Consider the following 15824-nt stretch of genomic DNA (forward strand, 5'->3'; position numbering starts at 1 on the left):
GCAGTGGATCAGCCAATGAATCTGTTGACTGACACACCGCATTCGCGAGCAAGCCCGCTCCCACATTGGATCGTCGACTACCTAAGGATTGGTGCCAGGCAGCGGAGGAATCGCTTCGGTCGGCGCCGGCAGGTCCGGGTTGCTCGTCGCCGGCGCAGGCGCTGGCGCCTCTTGAGGGGCAATCGGTGCAGCTTCTGCCGGCGGGGCCACCGGCTCGGCAGCCGCGGGCGCCTCGACCTTCTCGGCAACCGGCGCGGCCTTCGGCTCCGGCACACCCAGGTCAGCTTTCGGCTGCTCGGGAATATGCTCGGCCTTCTTCACTTCTTGCGGCAGGAACACGTCCACCAGCGCAAAGTAACGCTCGTAGAACTTCGGCGCCGACACGGTTTCACTCGCCACCTTCACCATCGAGTCATCGGTGGAGCCAATCGGCATCGACACCGAACCCAGCACGCCAACCCCCAGGCTCGCGGAGTTGTTGACCTTCTTCAGAGCGTAGCGGTCCTGCAAGGCGTTGGCAAACATCGTCGAGTGGTTGGTGCCCTTGCCATCATCGGCACACACCACGTTGAAGCTGATCTGCAGATGGCTCTCGCCGGTCTGCTGGAAACTCTTGTTACCTACCACCAGCTTCGGATCGCTGCTGGTGATGATGTAGCCCTGGCTCAGCAACGCACGGCGCGCGGCTTCGCACGCAGCCACATCGGTCACTGGGTAGTCACGGGAAAACGTACCGGAGTCGTCGAAATTCTCATGTTCATAAATAGCGGTCTTGGGTGACGAGCAGCCCGCGGCGCCCGCCAGCACCAGCGCCAGGCCAAGGCTGCGCAAGTGAAATGATGTCAACATTGAAAATCCTGAGAAAAACGGTCCGGGCGGTATTGTGCAACAGAACGAGGCCTTGGCGCGCGGATTCCTGTCGGTAAAACGTCACAGCCCTACGCGCTGGGGCCTGCAGGAAAAAGACCAGCGCACATATGGTCGATAAACACGCGCAATTTGGCTGAGGCATGGCGGCTGGAGGGCCACAGCATCCAGAAACTGCCACGGTGCTCCAGGTAGTCGTCCAGCACCCGTTGCAAGCGCCCTGCTCCCACGGCCTGGTTGACCATGTAATCGGGCAGGCAAGCGACGCCCAGCCCTTCGTGCGCCACGTGGTTGAGGGATTCGATGGTGGTGCTGACCAAGGGCGTACGCAAGGTCGGTTCAGTCTCGCCGGGCTCGAGGCGCAGCGGCCACGCCTCCAGCTTGCCGGTGGCGCAGAACTTGTGCCGCAGGCAGGCATGGTCACTCAAGTCCTGGGGCCGTTGTGGGGTGCCGTGTTCCTGGAAATACGCCGGCGTGCCGACCAGCACCAACTGGTAATGCCCCAGGTGCCGCGCCATCAAGCGCGAATCTTCCGGCTTGCCGGTGCGAATCACCGCGTCGAAACCTTCCTCGATCACGTCCACCATGCGGTCGGAAAAATCCACATCCAGCTCGATCTCCGGATAGGCACGCATAAAGTCGCTGAGCACCGGCATCAACAGGCCGCGCACTTGCGGCACGCTGATGCGCAGTTTGCCCCGCGGTGTGGCGCTGGCCTCGGTCAGCTCGCGCTCAGCCGCCTCGACCTCGGCCAGGATGCGCCGCGAGCGCTCAAGGAACAACGCACCCTCGGCGGTCAAGGTGATGCTGCGCGTACTGCGGTGGAACAGGCGCACGCCGAGACGTTCTTCCATGCGTGCAATGCTTTTGCCTACCGCCGAGGAAGAAATGCCCAGCACGCGCCCGGCAGCGGTGAAGCTGCGGGCCTCCGCGACCTGCACGAATATCGAAAGACTGCCCAGACTGTCCATGATGCCCCTCCATTGCGGACACCCCTGTCCGATAAGTTCGGAACCTTAGCCTGTTTTTCCGCCGCCCACAGCCCCCTACTCTGGCGCCTTGGTCTTTTTCAGGGATATAGCGTCATGACAGCACTTAGCGAATCCGCAACCACAGCCCAGGACGATAGGCTCCCGTTGGGTGGTTTATTGGCACTGGCATGCGCCGGATTTATCACCATCCTTACCGAAGCCATGCCCGCCGGGCTTTTGCCACAAATGGGCGAGGGCCTGGGGGTGTCACCCGCCCTCGTCGGCCAATTGGTCACGTTTTACGCCCTGGGCTCATTGCTCGCCGCCATCCCGCTGACCTTGTGGACCCGCGGCTGGCGCCGACGGCCATTGCTGCTCGTGGCCATCGGTGGTTTTGCCTTAGTCAACAGCGTCACCGCGCTCTCAAGCCATTACGGGCTGACCCTAGTGGCGCGCTTTTTCGCCGGGGTCTTTGCCGGACTGCTCTGGGCGCTGCTGGCGGGTTATGCGAGCCGGATGGTCGCGCCCCACCTGCAAGGCCGAGCGATTGCCGTAGCGATGCTGGGCGCGCCGCTGGCGTTATCCCTCGGCGTCCCGGCGGGTACCTTGCTGGGGACCGTCGTCGGCTGGCGCCTGAGCTTTGCGATCATGACCGGGCTGACGCTGGTGTTGCTGATCTGGGCGCGCTGGCAGCTGCCGGATTTTGCCGGGCAAGCCACCGGCAAACGCCTGGGCCTGCGTCAGGTATTGACCTTGCCCGGGATTCGTCCGGTGCTGTGGGTGACGTTTACCTACGTGCTGGCCCACAACATTCTCTACACCTACATCGCTCCACTGTTGGTTCCCGCCGGACTTGCGGGGGAGATTGACCGCGTGCTGCTGGTCTTTGGTGTCGCCGCGCTGTTGAGCATCTGGATGACGGGCGTGTTGATCGATCGCTGGTTACGCAAGCTGGTGCTGTTCAGTTGCGTGCTGTTTGGCCTGATCGCCCTGGCGTTGGCGTTCTGGATCACCTCCCCCAGCGTGATCTACCTCGCCGTGGCCTTATGGGGCCTGGCGTTCGGCGGCCTGCCGGCCTTGTTGCAAACCGCTCTGGCCAAGGCCGCTGGCGACTCGGCGGATGCCGCGCAGTCGATGCTGGTCACCGTGTGGAACCTGGGCATCGCAGGCGGTGGGTTGGTGGGTGGCTTGCTGCTGCAGGGCTGGGGGGTAATCGCATTTCCGTGGGCGGTGGTGGGGTTGATGGCCCTGGCCCTTTTTAAACGCCCATGAAAAAGCCCCCGGTCTTTTCAGGCCGGGGGCTTATTGTTCAAGCTGGCATCAGAACTTCTTGATGTCAGCCTGGCTTTCCAACTGCTTGCGGTACGCAGCAAAGTCTTGCTGGCCAACGCGGGAAGCGAGGAAGCGGCGGATTTGCGCCTTTTCTTCGTCCGTCGGGGCAGCCGCTTCGTTAACGCCGTTCAAGCGCACGATCACCAGGCTACCGTCAGCCAGGGTCACGGTGGTGAAGGTCGGCTTGTCCTTGGCCGCAGGCTTGGGCATGCGGAACAGGGCTTGCAGCACGGCTGGGTCGATCGCTTCCTGATTGCGGCTGGCCGCTTCAGTCACTTTCCACGCCTGGCCATCGACCGGTTGGTTCAATGGCGTCTTGCCGTCACGCAGGCTGGCGATCAACTCGTCAGCGTGGGCCTTGGCCGCTGCGCTTGCACGTTCCTTGCTCATCTGTGCGCGAATCGCTGCTGCTACGCTTTCCAGCGGCAGTTGCGTTGGCTTCAGATGCTCTTTGGCACGCAGCACGATGATGGTTTCCGGGTCCAGCTCGATGGCGGTGCTGTTGGCACCCTCATCCAGCACTTCCGGGCTGAACGCGGCGGTGAGCACGGCACGGTTGGCCGCAACACCTTCGCCACCTTCACGGCCAAACGGCGCGGAGGTGTGCACGGTCAGCTTCAGGTCGGACGCCGGTTGAGCCAGGTCGGAGGCCTCGAATGCCGCATCTTCCAATTGCTTGGTCGCTTCGACAAAACGTTGCTCAACCTGCTGGGTCTTGAGCTCGCGGGTCAGCTTGTCTTTCAGGCTGGCAAACGATGGCACCTGGGGTGCTTCAACGCCCAACAGCTTAATCAAGTGCCAACCGAAGGACGAGCGAACCGGTGCCGAAACCTGGTCCTGCTTCAACGCATACAGGGCGGTTTCGAAGTCCGGGTCGTAGACGCCAGGGCCGGCAAAGCCGAGGTCGCCGCCATTGTTGGCAGAACCTGGATCCTGGGAGAACTCCTTGGCCAGGGCTTCGAACTTCTCACCCTTGGCCAGGCGCGCCTGGATCTCTTCGATCTTGGCCTTGGCTTGCGCCTCGGTGACCTTGTCGTTGACTTCAATCAGAATGTGCGCGGCACGACGCTGTTCAGCGAGGTTGGCGGTTTCTTTCTGATAGGCAGCCTGCAGCTCTTCGTCCTTGACGCTGACCTGGTCGAAGAAGGACGACTTCTTCAATTCCAGGTAGTCGATGACCACCTGGTCCGGGGTCATAAACTCTTTGGCGTGCTGGTCGTAGTAAGCCTTGACCTCGTCGTCAGTGAGCTTCACCGCAGCCGGGTTGGCCTTGATGTTGACGGTGGCGAAATCGCGGGTCTGTTTTTCCAGGCGGGCGAATGCCAGCACTTCGGCATCGGTGACAAAACCGCTGCCAGCGATACCTGCGCGAACCTGGCCGATGAGCATTTCCTGCGTCAGCATCTGACGGAATTGCATACGGCTGTAGCCCAGCTGACGGATCACCTGGTCAAAGCGCTCAGGGCTGAACTTGCCGTCCACCTGGAACTCAGGCGTCAGCAGGATCGTCTGGTCCAGTGCCGCCTCGGAGAAGCCGAACTTGGAGTCCGCAGCGCCTTGCAGCAACAGCTTGCGATCGATCAAACCCTTGAGGGCCGCTTCGCGCAGCAGTTTTTCGTCCAGCAGCGAAGCGTCGAAATCCTTGCCCAGCTGTTGCATCAGCTGACGGCGTTGCATATCGACGGCCTGGCTCAATTCGGTTTGAGTAATCTCTTCACCGTTGACCTTGGCCACGTCCTGCTTGTTGTTACCGGAAGCCTGGAAAATGGCTTCGATACCGGTGAACGCCATCAACGCGACGATGATCCCGATAATGGTCTTGGCAATCCAGCCTTGTGAATTGTCCCTGATATTTTGCAGCATGCGTCCCCCAGAAACGGTTGAACTTCAAAAATTGGCAACCGTGGAGCGTGGGTAGAGTACGGATATAAGAAAGGCGCATCCAAGGATGCGCCTTCTCGCAACTGGCGGAGCGGACGGGGGCTTTCGTTCTCCCCCCGGCTTGGCGACCCGATGGATACGTGGGTCTGCTGCCGCTCCGCTGCCAGGTCGAACCTGCGTTCGACCCGGGTAGGTAAAGGCTGGATCGAAGCTTAGTTAACAGCTTCTTTCAGGGCTTTACCGGCTTTGAAACCTGGTTTCTTGGCAGCAGCGATTTGCAGTGCTTTGCCAGTCTGTGGGTTACGGCCAGTGCGAGCTGGGCGGTCAGTCACAGAGAAAGTACCGAAGCCTACCAGTACTACGGAGTCGCCGGCCTTCAGAGCGCCAGTGACGGATTCGATTACTGCATCCAGCGCACGGCCAGCAGCAGCTTTCGGGATATCAGCGGATGCAGCGATAGCATCAATCAGTTCCGACTTGTTCACTCTAAGTCCCCTTATATATCTATTGAGTATGATTCTAAGTTTTTTGGTGAAAGCAAAAACCAGTGCTGAATGGCCTACAGACACTTATAAGAGCCGCTTTATAACAAGGGCTCTAAAAAGCTGTCAAGGAAGCCCCCAGGCTTATTCGCATTAATGCGTGCTAATTCTTTCCTTGGAATCAGACTCGCGTTTTTCGTCCTTTGCAACTATCTCTGGAGCCACATCCGGCAAGGGCTCCGGCGCGTATTGCAGCGCAATTTGCAGGACCTCGTCAATCCATTTAACCGGTTTAATCTGCAGATCCTGCTTGATGTTGTCAGGAATTTCCTTCAAGTCGCGAACATTCTCTTCAGGAATGATCACGGTCTTGATACCGCCACGGTGAGCCGCGAGCAATTTCTCTTTCAGGCCACCGATCGCCAATACCTGGCCGCGCAGGGTGATTTCGCCGGTCATGGCGACATCCGCACGCACAGGAATCCCCGTCAATGCCGACACCAGCGCCGTGCACATGCCTACACCCGCGCTAGGGCCATCCTTCGGGGTCGCCCCTTCCGGCATATGGATGTGGGTGTCGTGCTTCTCGTGGAAGTCCAGGGGAATCCCCAGGCTCTTGGCGCGGCTGCGCACCACGGTTTGCGCGGCGGTGATGGATTCGACCATCACATCACCCAACGAACCGGTCTTAATCAGCTGGCCCTTGCCCGGGATGACTGCGGCTTCGATGGTCAGCAACTCGCCGCCCACCTGGGTCCACGCCAGGCCAGTCACCTGACCGACTTGATCCTGTTGCTCGGCCAGGCCGTAGCTGAATTTACGCACGCCGAGGAAGTGCTCCAGGGAGTCGGCCGTGACCTTCACCGAGAAGCGTTTTTCCAGCGCATGTTCCTTGACCGCCTTGCGGCAGATCTTCGCAATCTGGCGCTCCAGGCCACGCACACCGGCTTCGCGGGTGTAGTACCGGACGATGTCGCGGATCGTGCCGACTTCAAATTCGATCTCGCCTTTCTTCAGGCCATTGGCCGAAATCTGCTTGGGCGCGAGGTACTTGACGGCGATGTTGATCTTCTCGTCTTCGGTGTAACCCGGCAGACGAATCACTTCCATCCGGTCCAGCAACGCTGGCGGAATGTTCATGGAGTTGGAGGTGCACAGGAACATTACGTCGGACAGGTCGTAGTCGACTTCCAGGTAATGGTCGTTGAAATTGTGGTTCTGCTCGGGGTCGAGCACTTCCAGCAAGGCCGACGCAGGGTCGCCACGCATGTCGCTGCCCATTTTGTCGATTTCATCGAGCAGGAACAGCGGGTTGCGTACACCCACCTTTGTCATCTTTTGAATCAATCTTCCTGGCATCGAACCGATGTAAGTACGGCGATGACCACGAATTTCCGCCTCATCACGCACGCCGCCGAGGGCCATGCGTACGAATTTGCGGTTGGTCGCATTGGCAATCGACTCGGCCAGGGAGGTTTTACCCACACCCGGTGGACCGACCAGGCACAACACCGGCCCACGAATCTTCTTCACGCGCTTTTGCACGGCGAGGTATTCGAGGATGCGTTCTTTGACTTCTTCGAGGCCATAGTGGTCGGCGTCGAGAATATCTTCGGCGCGGGCCAGGTCCAGGCGCACTTTGGTCTGCGCCTTCCACGGCACTTGCACCAGCCAGTCGATGTAGGAGCGCACCACGGTGGCTTCGGCCGACATCGGTGACATCTGCTTGAGCTTGTTCAGCTCGGCAGTGGCTTTGGTCAGGGCGTCTTTAGGCAGGCCTGCGGCGTCGATGCGCTTTTTCAGCTCTTCGATTTCGTTGTGGCCGTCCTCGCTGTCGCCGAGTTCTTTCTGAATGGCCTTCATCTGCTCATTCAGGTAGTACTCGCGCTGGCTGCGCTCCATTTGTTTCTTCACACGACCACGGATGCGTTTTTCAACCTGCAACAGGTCGATTTCGGCATCCAGCAACGCCAACACGTGTTCGACACGGGTGGACAGGTCGATGATTTCGAGGATGTCCTGCTTCTGCTCGATTTTCAGTGCCATGTGCGCAGCCATGGTATCGACCAGGCGGCTTGGCTCATCAATGCTGTTGAGGGAAGACAGGACTTCAGCCGGGACTTTCTTGCCCAACTGCACATACTGCTCGAACTGCGAGAGCAGGCTGCGTACAAAGACTTCGGACTCGCGCTCTGGGGCTTCGACTTCGTCGATCAGCGCCACTTCGGCACGCAGGTGGCCGTCCACTTCCATGAAGCGCTCGACCGCACCGCGCTGCTCGCCTTCCACCAGCACCTTGACGGTGCCATCAGGCAGCTTGAGCAATTGCAGGACAGTGGCAATGGTGCCGACACGATACAGGGCGTCTTCGCCAGGATCATCATCAGCAGGATTCTTCTGGGCCAACAGCAGGATCTGCTTGTCGCCCGTCATCGCTGCCTCAAGGGCTTCGATAGACTTCTCGCGCCCCACGAACAGCGGGATAACCATGTGCGGATAGACGACGACATCACGCAACGGCAGGAGAGGCAATTCAATGGTGGTCTTCATGATTTCGCCTCTATGACAGATGAAAAATAAGCTTGAAGCCAAGATGGGGGCTGCTTGCGAAAAAAACAAGCTCAATGCCAGCAGTTAAACGCAGGAAAAACCCTACAGCTAAAACTCACCCAAAAAACAAAGGAGCCCCTAGAGGCCCCTTGTTTGTAAAGCAACTACCAAACGCTTACGCGTCAGGCGCAGCCTTGGCAGCCGGCTCACTGTTTTCGTAGATATACAGTGGCTTGGACTTACCTTCTATAACGCTTTCGTCGATCACCACTTTACTCACCTCGGACTGCGAGGGGATTTCGTACATGGTGTCGAGCAATACGCCTTCGAGGATCGAACGCAGACCACGTGCACCGGTCTTGCGCTCCAGTGCCCGCTTGGCCACTGATTTGAGCGCGTCGGTACGGAACTCGAGGTCCACGCCTTCCATTTCGAACAGCTTCGCGTATTGCTTGGTCAGGGCGTTCTTCGGCTCGGTGAGGATCTGAATCAGAGCAGCCTCATCCAGCTCGTCCAACGTCGCCAGGACCGGCAGACGGCCAACGAATTCCGGGATCAGACCGAACTTGACCAGATCGTCAGGCTCGACTTCACGCAGGGACTCGCCCACCTTCTTGCCTTCTTCCTTGCTGCGTACTTCCGCGCCGAAACCAATGCCGCCACGGGTAGAACGCTGCTGGATGACCTTTTCGAGACCGGAGAACGCGCCACCACAGATAAACAGGATGTTACGCGTATCGACCTGCAGGAATTCCTGCTGCGGGTGCTTGCGGCCGCCTTGTGGCGGTACGGAAGCGACCGTGCCTTCGATCAGTTTCAACAGGGCTTGCTGCACGCCTTCACCGGAAACGTCCCGGGTGATCGACGGGTTGTCGGACTTGCGCGAAATCTTGTCGATTTCGTCGATGTAGACAATACCCATCTGGGCCTTCTCTACGTCGTAGTCGCACTTCTGCAGCAGTTTCTGAATGATGTTCTCGACATCTTCACCCACGTAGCCAGCCTCGGTGAGGGTGGTGGCGTCGGCGATGGTGAACGGAACGTTCAGCAGGCGAGCGAGGGTTTCTGCAAGCAGGGTTTTACCCGAGCCTGTAGGACCGATCAGCAAGATGTTGCTCTTGCCGAGTTCAACTTCGTCACCTTTCTTGTCACGCTGGTTCAAGCGCTTGTAGTGGTTGTACACCGCTACGGCCAGAACCTTCTTTGCACGCTCTTGACCAATCACATACTGGTCAAGGATGCCGCTGATTTCTTTAGGCGAAGGCAATTTATGCGCACTGCTCTCGGCCTGGGCTTCCTGCACCTCCTCGCGGATGATGTCATTGCACAGGTCGACGCACTCGTCGCAGATAAACACCGAGGGGCCGGCAATCAACTTGCGCACTTCATGCTGGCTTTTGCCGCAGAAGGAGCAATAGAGCAGCTTGCCGTTGTCCTCGCCGTTGCGGGTGTCAGTCATTCGTTCGATCCAAATCCGATAGGCTTGCAACACAAGATGAAGGCTTATGCGGGCTTTTTCAAGCCCGCAAGTGGTCGGACATGCCGACCAGCCCTATTTTGAGCGGCTTATATTAAGCGGGGCGCTTGTCGATCACAGCGTCGATCAACCCGTAATCACGTGCGGCTTCGGCGCTCATGAAGTTGTCACGGTTGGTGTCGCGCTCGATTTCTTCCAAGGTGCGACCGCTGTGCTTGGCCATCAGCGTGTTGAGACGCTCACGAATAAAGAGGATTTCCTTGGCGTGAATCTCGATGTCCGATGCCTGGCCCTGGAAACCGCCCAGTGGCTGGTGAATCATCACACGCGAGTTAGGCAGGCAGAAACGCTTGCCCTCGGCACCTGCGGTCAGCAGGAATGCGCCCATGCTGCAGGCCTGGCCGATACAGGTCGTCGACACGTTTGGCTTGATGAACTGCATGGTGTCGTAGATCGACATGCCCGCCGTTACCGAACCGCCTGGGGAGTTGATGTAGAGATGGATGTCCTTGTCCGGGTTTTCCGCTTCAAGGAACAGCAGTTGCGCACAGATCAGGTTGGCCATGTAGTCCTCTACAGGGCCGACCAGGAAAATCACTCGCTCCTTGAGAAGACGCGAGTAGATGTCATAGGCGCGCTCGCCACGAGCAGACTGCTCGACAACCATCGGGACCAGGCCGCCAGCGGCCTGGATATCAGAGTTCTGCTGAATATAGGAATTACGGAACATGCTCTGCAGTTACTCCCAAATAGTCATGTCTTGAAAACGCATAAGCCAGCGCGAGGCTGGCTTATGGTTGTATTTCCAACGAGTTGGACAATCAGTCGGCTTGTGCTGCTTCCGCCGGTTTGACTGCTTCTTCGTAAGAGACCGCTTTATCGGTCACCTTAGCCTTCTGCAGAACAGTATCCACAACTTGTTCTTCCAGCACAACCGAACGTACTTCGTTCAGCTGTTGGTCGTTCTTGTAGTACCAAGCCACGACCTGCTCAGGCTCCTGGTAGGCCGAAGCCATTTCCTGGATCATTTCGCGAACGCGGTCTTCGTCAGGCTTGAGGTCGAACTGCTCAACCACTTTGGCCACGACCAGGCCCAGTACAACGCGGCGCTTGGCTTGTTCTTCGAACAGCTCGGCCGGCAGTTGGTCAGGCTTGATGTTGCCACCGAACTGCTGAACCGCTTGCACGCGCAGGCGATCCACTTCGTTGGACAGCAGGGCCTTAGGCACTTCGATCGGGTTGGCAGCCAGCAGGCCGTCCATTACCTGGTTCTTCACCTTGGATTTGATCGCCTGGCGCAGCTCGCGCTCCATGTTCTTGCGAACTTCGGTGCGGAAACCTTCCAGGGTCGCTTCCTTGATACCGAATTGAGCGAAGAACTCTTCGTTCAGCTCTGGCAGCTTAGGCTCGGAAACACTGTTGACGGTCACGGTGAACTCGGCGGCTTTGCCAGCCAGGTCCAGGTTCTGGTAGTCAGCAGGGAAAGTCAGGTTCAGAACACGCTCTTCGCCGGCTTTAGCGCCAACCAGGCCGTCTTCGAAGCCAGGGATCATGCGGTTGGAACCCAGCACCAGCTGAGTGCCCTTGGCGGAGCCGCCAGCGAATACTTCGCCGTCAACCTTGCCGACGAAATCGATGTTCAGCTGGTCTTCGTTCTGAGCGGCGCGATCGGTCACTTCGAAACGGGTGTTCTGCTTGCGCAGGATTTCCAGCATGTTGTCCAGGTCGGCATCAGCCACGTCAGCGCTCAGGCGCTCTACGGCGATACCTTCGAAACCGGCAACTTCGAATTCCGGGAACACTTCGAATACGGCAACGTATTCCAGGTCCTTGCCAGCTTCGAGGGACTTAGGCTCGATGGAAGGCGAGCCAGCTGGCTTCAGGTTCTGCGCTTCTACGGCTTCGTAGAAGGAAGCCTGGATCACATCACCCACAGCGTCCTGGCGCGCATCAGCACCAAAACGACGCTTGATTTCGCTCATCGGCACTTTGCCTGGACGGAAACCAGCGATCTTGGCCTTCTGGGCAGTCTGCTGCAGACGCTTGTTGACCGCAGTCTCAACACGCTCTGCCGGCACGGAAATGCTCAGGCGGCGCTCGATAGCAGTAGTATTTTCAACAGAAACTTGCATGGATATTCCTCGTTGCACAGACGTTAGCCGGCCATTTCCGACCCCAATCAAGGGCATGCATTCTAGAGGGTCAAACTCAAGAAGTCACCCTGCTGGAAATACGCCAGAAAACAGCCGGCAATTTATCGGTTCGAAGGCACGGATGCACCTCGCCCCGGTGACAAATACATCCCATCACGCCAGGGCTCTGCGCCGCCCCTCCTATATATAGAAGAGGTCGCCACTCATCTCCCTGACGGTCCACCCCGCATGCAGGGCTGGCAGGCAGCGCAGCATCATCGAGACACATAAATACGATGAAGCGCCCTGGCCTTGCGACCCAGAACCTGCAGCCGCCGAAAATCTGCACCGCTAAAACCAAAAAAGGCGCCAGACTGTTAAATCTGGCGCCTTTCGAATATGGGGTGGACGAAGGGGATCGAACCCTCGACAACGGGAGTCACAATCCCGTGCTCTACCAACTGAGCTACGCCCACCATATTGCATTAACAAAGAACTCAAACATCTTCTTTGTTGAACCTCACCTCACCTTGCGGCAGGGCGACGCCTTGAAATTGGTGCGGATGAAGAGACTCGAACTCTTACGCCTCGCGGCGCTGGAACCTAAATCCAGTGTGTCTACCAATTCCACCACATCCGCGCTTGAAGCTCTTAAAGCAAAGGCGCCAGACGTTTAATCTGGCGCCTTTTCAAAATATGGGGTGGACGAAGGGGATCGAACCCTCGACAACGGGAGTCACAATCCCGTGCTCTACCAACTGAGCTACGCCCACCATCTAACGCTACTTGTGCCAAAGCTGCCTAATGGCGCACCCGGCAGGACTCGAACCTGCGACCATCCGCTTAGAAGGCGGATGCTCTATCCAGCTGAGCTACGGGCGCCTTATTAATCTGTACTCTTGGAGGATTACAAACTAAGTGCTTCCAGCCTTGCAGAACAAACACACTATTCTGCTCGACCTTCTTAACCAGTGCTAGGCTGTGCCCGACAAGTGCGACGAATAGTATAGACGCCTCGGAAAGCCGTCAAATCTTTTTTGAAAAAAATTCATTTTATTTAAGGGGTTAGGGCAATTTGCAGACCAAGCGCCTTTGCCCTCACGCCGTGGCATGCGAGAATGCGCGCACATTTCTTCCCCCTCTCGATGGTTAATCACGCGTAATGACTGCACAACTTATCGACGGCAAATCAATCGCCGCCAGCCTGCGCCAGCAGATCGCCAAACGAGTCACCGAGCGTAGCCAGCAAGGCCTGCGCACGCCTGGCCTCGCGGTGATCCTGGTCGGCAGCGATCCTGCCTCTCAGGTTTATGTCTCGCACAAGCGTAAAGACTGTGAAGAGGTCGGCTTTATTTCCAAGGCCTACGACTTGCCTTCTGACACCACCCAACAGGCGCTGACCGACCTGATCGACAGCCTGAACGACGACCCGGCCATCGACGGCATCCTGTTACAGTTGCCGCTGCCCGAGCACCTGGACGCGTCCAAGCTGCTGGAGCGCATCCGCCCGGACAAGGACGTTGACGGTTTCCACCCTTATAACGTCGGCCGCCTCGCCCAGCGCATTCCGCTACTGCGCCCCTGCACGCCCAAAGGCATCATGACCTTGCTGGAAAGCACCGGCGTCGATCTGTACGGCCTCGACGCCGTGGTGGTCGGCGCGTCCAACATTGTTGGTCGCCCGATGGCCATGGAGTTGCTGCTGGCGGGTTGCACCGTCACCGTGACCCACCGTTTTACCAAAGACCTCGCCGGCCACGTCGGCCGTGCTGATCTGGTAGTCGTCGCCGCCGGCAAGCCGGGCCTGGTGAAAGGCGAGTGGATCAAGGAAGGCGCCATCGTCATCGACGTTGGCATCAACCGCCAGGAAGACGGCAAGCTGGTGGGCGACGTGGTGTACGAAACCGCCCTGCCCCGTGCCGGCTGGATCACGCCAGTCCCTGGCGGCGTAGGCCCGATGACCCGTGCCTGCCTGCTGGAAAACACGCTGTATGCGGCAGAAACGCTGCACGGCTGATAACCAGCCGCCATGAAAAAGCCCTGCATCGATGCAGGGCTTTTTTATTGCCGACAGAAAACCCGTCTCCACACCCCCAAGATCAGCCGCAAGAAGCAGCAACCGCCGCCTCATCAATAAACGCCGCCACCTCGGCGGACTTACTCGCCAGCGAAGCATGGCTGGTCGCCAAGGTAATCGTGCCCCGGGGATTGAGCCTTGCCGCCATCAACCGCTGGTTTTCAGGATGAATCATCCGGTCGTCGCTGGACACTTGATACCAGGACGGCTTCTTCTTCCAGGCAGGCGCCGTGACCGTATCGCCAAACGTGCTGGCAAGCGGTGCCTTTTGCGTCACCGCCATCACCAACGCCTCGTCGGCAGGCAGGTCCTGGCAGAAGCTCTCAGGGTATTTATCCTGCTTTACCCACAGATACCCGTCACTGTCAGGTTCAAGGTTCGCCACCGCCTGGGGCGGGTGGCGCTGGGTGATCTCGCCCGGGCTCTCCCCGGCATCCGGGGCGAATGCCGCTATATAGACCAACCCGATGACATTCGGCTGGTCGCCCGCTTCAGTAATGACCGCGCCACCATATGAATGACCCACCAGCAGTACTGGCCCTTTTTCCTGGGCAATCATTTTGCGCGTACGTTCAGCATCGTCGGCCAGCGAGGTCAGCGGCATCTCGACCGCGCGTATGGCGTAACCCTTGCGATTCAACTCAACAATCACTTTGCCCCAGTGCGCCGCACCACCCCAAAACCCGTGAACAAGCAAAATCGTCGGCTTATTACTCATTGCTGGAACTCCGCTATCAGTGAAGAGGGTCCGCAGGATGGAGCAGTGTCGAGCCGTCCCGCCATGACTTCAGGCACCCGACTGCAGACGTTTTTTGGTGTGTTCATTAAAGCTCAAATCGGTACGATTGCATGCGTCGCGAAACGGCCACCTGACGGCCCCTTCCCAGTCGCTACAAAATCGCGACAAACCCTACCAATCATCGGCTTACAGCCTTTATTTAAAGGCTCTCTATCGTTTTCTGATCCATACTCCTAAAATGTAACGGCATTTGTCACAAAACCCGTTTGCCAACGGTATTTCCTTACTTTTAGCGAGTTCATCCGCGTGAAAATTCGTCTCTCTATCGCCAGCCTATTTTTTGTCTTTACAGGCACTTTCGCCCACGCTGCCGAAACCACCCAGGCCCCGCGTGACACCTCCAAACTGCAAATCGCCTCCGGCAGCGCCATGCTGGTGGACTTGCAGACCAACAAGGTCATCTACTCCAGCAACCCCGACGTGGTGGTGCCCATCGCTTCGGTGAGCAAACTGATGACCGGGTTGATCGTGCTCGAAGCCAAGCAGAACATGGACGAATACATCGATATCAACATCAAGGACACGCCGGAAATGAAAGGCGTGTTCTCCCGCGTGAAGATCGGCAGCGAAATGCCGCGCAAAGAAATGCTGCTGATCGCCCTGATGTCCTCGGAAAACCGCGCAGCGGCCAGCCTGGCCCACCACTATCCGGGCGGCTACCCGGCGTTTATCGCGGCGATGAACGCCAAGGCCAAGGCGCTGGGCATGACCAGCACCCACTATGTCGAGCCCACTGGCCTGTCGATCCACAACGTGTCCACCGCCCGTGACCTCAGCAAGCTGCTGGCCGCCGCGCGTCATTACCCGCTGCTCAGCCAGTTGAGCACCACCAAGGAAAAGACGGTTTCGTTCCGCAAACCCAACTACACCCTGGGTTTCTCCAACACCGACCATCTGATCAACCGCGCCAACTGGGACATCAAGCTGACCAAGACCGGTTTCACCAACCAGGCCGGTCACTGCCTGGTGCTGGTGACCAGCATGGGTAATCGTCCGGTGTCGCTGGTGATCCTCGATGCGTTCGGCAAATTCACCCACTTCGCCGATGCCGGGCGGATTCGCAATTGGGTCGAGACCGGCAAGAGCGGTTCGGTGCCGGATGTAGCGTTGCGCTACAAGGCTGACAAGAACCTGAAGAATCGGCCGAGTGCGGCAGAAGTGCGCCGCTAAAAGAACCTGAGAGCTGCTTTGTGTGGGAGCGGGCTTGTGTGGGAGCGGGCTTGCTCGCGAATGCGGTGGGCCAGTTGTAATACCTG

At 58.4% G+C, this 15824-nt stretch carries 12 protein-coding genes and 4 tRNA genes; 3 read left to right on the top strand and 13 right to left on the bottom strand.

Annotated elements, in window-relative coordinates; all coding sequences use genetic code 11:
* Positions 1-81: 81 nt before the first annotated feature.
* Together NUV89_RS20700 and NUV89_RS20705 are read right to left on the bottom strand one after the other, a co-directional pair.
* A complete protein-coding gene (locus NUV89_RS20700) occupies positions 82-849 on the bottom strand; it encodes a DUF2242 domain-containing protein (RefSeq protein ID WP_257782767.1) in 768 nt (255 codons plus the stop codon).
* A gap of 89 nt (positions 850-938) precedes the next feature.
* Positions 939-1838 carry a LysR family transcriptional regulator gene (locus tag NUV89_RS20705; protein WP_257782768.1) on the bottom strand — a complete coding sequence of 300 codons (900 nt, stop codon included), beginning with the start codon at positions 1836-1838 and terminating at the stop codon, positions 939-941.
* Positions 1839-1952: 114 nt separating this feature from the next.
* Between NUV89_RS20705 and NUV89_RS20710 the strand changes: the two genes are divergently transcribed.
* A complete protein-coding gene (locus NUV89_RS20710; RefSeq protein WP_257782769.1) occupies positions 1953-3110 on the top strand; it encodes an MFS transporter in 1158 nt (385 codons plus the stop codon).
* Positions 3111-3158: 48 nt separating this feature from the next.
* Here the strand turns inward: NUV89_RS20710 and NUV89_RS20715 are convergent, their stop codons facing one another.
* The 10 genes from NUV89_RS20715 to NUV89_RS20760 all read right to left on the bottom strand — a co-directional run bounded on the left by NUV89_RS20715 (position 3159) and on the right by NUV89_RS20760 (position 12574).
* Positions 3159-5033 carry a SurA N-terminal domain-containing protein gene (locus NUV89_RS20715; protein WP_257782770.1) on the bottom strand — a complete coding sequence of 625 codons (1875 nt, stop codon included), beginning with the start codon at positions 5031-5033 and terminating at the stop codon, positions 3159-3161.
* A 230-nt stretch (positions 5034-5263) separates the two neighbouring features.
* Positions 5264-5536: an HU family DNA-binding protein gene (locus tag NUV89_RS20720; protein WP_003174819.1), complete on the bottom strand. Its 273-nt coding sequence runs from the start codon at positions 5534-5536 to the stop codon at positions 5264-5266.
* Between the two features lie 150 nt (positions 5537-5686).
* Positions 5687-8083: an endopeptidase La gene (gene lon / locus NUV89_RS20725; RefSeq protein ID WP_124528857.1), complete on the bottom strand. Its 2397-nt coding sequence runs from the start codon at positions 8081-8083 to the stop codon at positions 5687-5689.
* Between the two features lie 175 nt (positions 8084-8258).
* The gene (clpX, locus tag NUV89_RS20730; protein ID WP_017136464.1) at positions 8259-9542 is read right to left on the bottom strand and encodes an ATP-dependent Clp protease ATP-binding subunit ClpX; all 1284 of its coding nucleotides are present in this window, start codon (positions 9540-9542) and stop codon (positions 8259-8261) included.
* 112 nt (positions 9543-9654) lie between these two features.
* Positions 9655-10290, bottom strand: coding sequence for an ATP-dependent Clp endopeptidase proteolytic subunit ClpP (gene clpP, locus NUV89_RS20735; protein WP_017736926.1), 636 nt, complete (start codon positions 10288-10290; stop codon positions 9655-9657).
* Positions 10291-10381: 91 nt separating this feature from the next.
* Positions 10382-11692 carry a trigger factor gene (gene tig, locus NUV89_RS20740; RefSeq protein ID WP_257782771.1) on the bottom strand — a complete coding sequence of 437 codons (1311 nt, stop codon included), beginning with the start codon at positions 11690-11692 and terminating at the stop codon, positions 10382-10384.
* A gap of 400 nt (positions 11693-12092) precedes the next feature.
* Positions 12093-12168, bottom strand: a tRNA-His gene (locus tag NUV89_RS20745).
* A gap of 79 nt (positions 12169-12247) precedes the next feature.
* Positions 12248-12332, bottom strand: a tRNA-Leu gene (locus tag NUV89_RS20750).
* 57 nt (positions 12333-12389) lie between these two features.
* Positions 12390-12465, bottom strand: a tRNA-His gene (locus tag NUV89_RS20755).
* A gap of 32 nt (positions 12466-12497) precedes the next feature.
* Positions 12498-12574: transfer RNA gene (locus NUV89_RS20760), tRNA-Arg, on the bottom strand.
* A 280-nt stretch (positions 12575-12854) separates the two neighbouring features.
* Between NUV89_RS20760 and folD the strand changes: the two genes are divergently transcribed.
* Positions 12855-13709, top strand: a complete 855-nt coding sequence (gene folD, locus NUV89_RS20765) for a bifunctional methylenetetrahydrofolate dehydrogenase/methenyltetrahydrofolate cyclohydrolase FolD (RefSeq protein ID WP_124528853.1) — start codon at positions 12855-12857, stop codon at positions 13707-13709.
* A gap of 82 nt (positions 13710-13791) precedes the next feature.
* Here the strand turns inward: folD and NUV89_RS20770 are convergent, their stop codons facing one another.
* Entirely contained in the window at positions 13792-14487 is a 696-nt protein-coding gene (locus NUV89_RS20770; protein ID WP_257782772.1) for an alpha/beta hydrolase, read from the bottom strand.
* 327 nt (positions 14488-14814) lie between these two features.
* Between NUV89_RS20770 and pbpG the strand changes: the two genes are divergently transcribed.
* Positions 14815-15738 carry a D-alanyl-D-alanine endopeptidase gene (gene pbpG, locus NUV89_RS20775; RefSeq protein ID WP_257782773.1) on the top strand — a complete coding sequence of 308 codons (924 nt, stop codon included), beginning with the start codon at positions 14815-14817 and terminating at the stop codon, positions 15736-15738.
* The last annotated feature ends 86 nt before the right edge of the window (positions 15739-15824 follow it).

The sequence above is a fragment of the Pseudomonas sp. 18.1.10 genome (assembly GCF_024655625.1).
Taxonomy (GTDB): domain Bacteria; phylum Pseudomonadota; class Gammaproteobacteria; order Pseudomonadales; family Pseudomonadaceae; genus Aquipseudomonas.

Coding starts and splice junctions, on each gene's coding strand:
- clpP (WP_017736926.1), bottom strand. CDS start 10,290: ATGTTCCGTAATTCCTATATTCAGCAGAACTCTGATATCCAGGCCGCT.
- lon (WP_124528857.1), bottom strand. CDS start 8,083: ATGAAGACCACCATTGAATTGCCTCTCCTGCCGTTGCGTGATGTCGTC.
- NUV89_RS20715 (WP_257782770.1), bottom strand. CDS start 5,033: ATGCTGCAAAATATCAGGGACAATTCACAAGGCTGGATTGCCAAGACC.
- NUV89_RS20770 (WP_257782772.1), bottom strand. CDS start 14,487: ATGAGTAATAAGCCGACGATTTTGCTTGTTCACGGGTTTTGGGGTGGT.
- folD (WP_124528853.1), top strand. CDS start 12,855: ATGACTGCACAACTTATCGACGGCAAATCAATCGCCGCCAGCCTGCGC.
- NUV89_RS20700 (WP_257782767.1), bottom strand. CDS start 849: ATGTTGACATCATTTCACTTGCGCAGCCTTGGCCTGGCGCTGGTGCTG.
- NUV89_RS20705 (WP_257782768.1), bottom strand. CDS start 1,838: ATGGACAGTCTGGGCAGTCTTTCGATATTCGTGCAGGTCGCGGAGGCC.
- tig (WP_257782771.1), bottom strand. CDS start 11,692: ATGCAAGTTTCTGTTGAAAATACTACTGCTATCGAGCGCCGCCTGAGC.
- NUV89_RS20710 (WP_257782769.1), top strand. CDS start 1,953: ATGACAGCACTTAGCGAATCCGCAACCACAGCCCAGGACGATAGGCTC.
- clpX (WP_017136464.1), bottom strand. CDS start 9,542: ATGACTGACACCCGCAACGGCGAGGACAACGGCAAGCTGCTCTATTGC.